We start from the raw sequence: 1,386 nt of genomic DNA, 5'->3' as shown, positions 1-1,386 counted from the left end.
CATATGCTACTATTTTAAGTGTACACTTAACTTGTAACATTATGAATGTTAATGACTTACAAAGAAATAAAAAAAGCAGACGATCTGTACTTTTTAAGAGAAAAGTTGTGGAAATTTACCGTGCAGAGTTATCCAGTCAATTTGAGATCCAACAGAGTCTCCACATCTCGCAGACAGAACTTCGCCAAATGAACCGGTGGTACTTTAAGCACCGGTTAAGACCTTATTTTTCCCTTTCATTTTATAACAGAACTACTATGAAAAAGAAAACCGATGCGTCTTATTTGAAGGCTTTGGAAAAGCGCCTCCTAGAAGCTGAAAAAGAAAACAAATTCCTACGGCTCAAAGCCGAAGCTTATGAAATTGTTATCCAGATCGCGGAAGAAGAATTTAAAATTCCAATCCTAAAAAAGCCTGGCGCCCAGCAACCGAAAAACTGACCCGTCGCTACCCGCTAATTGGTATGGAACAGTTGTGTAAGTTGTTTGGGTTGACAAGACAAGCCTGGTATGCGGCTGCCAGGCGTCAGGAGAAAAAATGTTTCCATCAGGACTTGATCCTGCAAGAAGTTAAGCGAATCAGGTCTAAGATTCCGGGGATCGGGACTGCTAAACTGCACGAAGTTATGCAAGGTTTTATCAGAGCCCATCAACTCAAATTGGGCCGGGACAAGCTACATAAATTACTGAAAAACAATAGTTTACTATCGAACAAAAAACGAAAACGGATTAAAACCACTGACTCTGACCACTGTTATTACAAGTACCCTAACAGGGCTAAAAACCTAGTGCCCAGTTGTGCAAATATTCTATGGGTCAGCGATCTAACCTACATTTCCGTGGGTTCAAATTTTGTTTACCTGTCTGTGATTATGGATGCTTATTCACGTAAGATTGTTGGCTGGCACCTGGATAAAACCATGGAGGCCCAAGGCTCAGTGCGGGCTTTGGATATGGCGCTTTTATCAAGAGGCAAATCTGACAAACCATTGATCCACCATTCGGACCGCGGTGTGCAATACTGCTCGTGGAAATATGTTGACCGGCTCAGGGATCATGGTGTAACGATCAGTATGACACAGAGCGGCGATCCTAACGAGAATGCGATGGCTGAGAGATTATTCCGGACACTTAAAGGAGATTTTGAAATCAGAGGTTTTGTTTCTTTTTCGTCAGCATATGAAGCTGTCGAGAAAGCGATTAACAATTATAACGCCATGCGGCCACATGCATCGCTCGGATATCTGACACCCCATCAGGCACATTACCGGACCGGACCTCTCCCATTGAAATGGTATCCCTATAAAAAAATCCGTTTTGGGAATGTCCACTATCCGGATCATTATCAGAAAACCGGCTAACTGTCAACAGATTTCAGTAGCATATG

2 protein-coding genes are annotated in these 1,386 nt (G+C 42.5%); both read left to right on the top strand.

What is annotated here, in order from left to right:
* Window positions 1-257: 257 nt before the first annotated feature.
* Window positions 258-440: a hypothetical protein gene (locus tag E0F88_RS34495; RefSeq protein WP_229213996.1), complete on the top strand. Its 183-nt coding sequence runs from the start codon at window positions 258-260 to the stop codon at window positions 438-440.
* Window positions 441-463: 23 nt separating this feature from the next.
* The gene (locus tag E0F88_RS33505) at window positions 464-1,360 is read left to right on the top strand and encodes an IS3 family transposase (protein ID WP_131963159.1); all 897 of its coding nucleotides are present in this window, start codon (window positions 464-466) and stop codon (window positions 1,358-1,360) included.
* The last annotated feature ends 26 nt before the right edge of the window (window positions 1,361-1,386 follow it).

The organism is Dyadobacter psychrotolerans, assembly GCF_004349265.1.
GTDB classification, from domain to species: Bacteria; Bacteroidota; Bacteroidia; order Cytophagales; family Spirosomataceae; genus Dyadobacter; species Dyadobacter psychrotolerans.
Note: the sequence above shows the minus strand (reverse complement) of the source record. Positions and strands in the feature narration are given on the sequence as shown.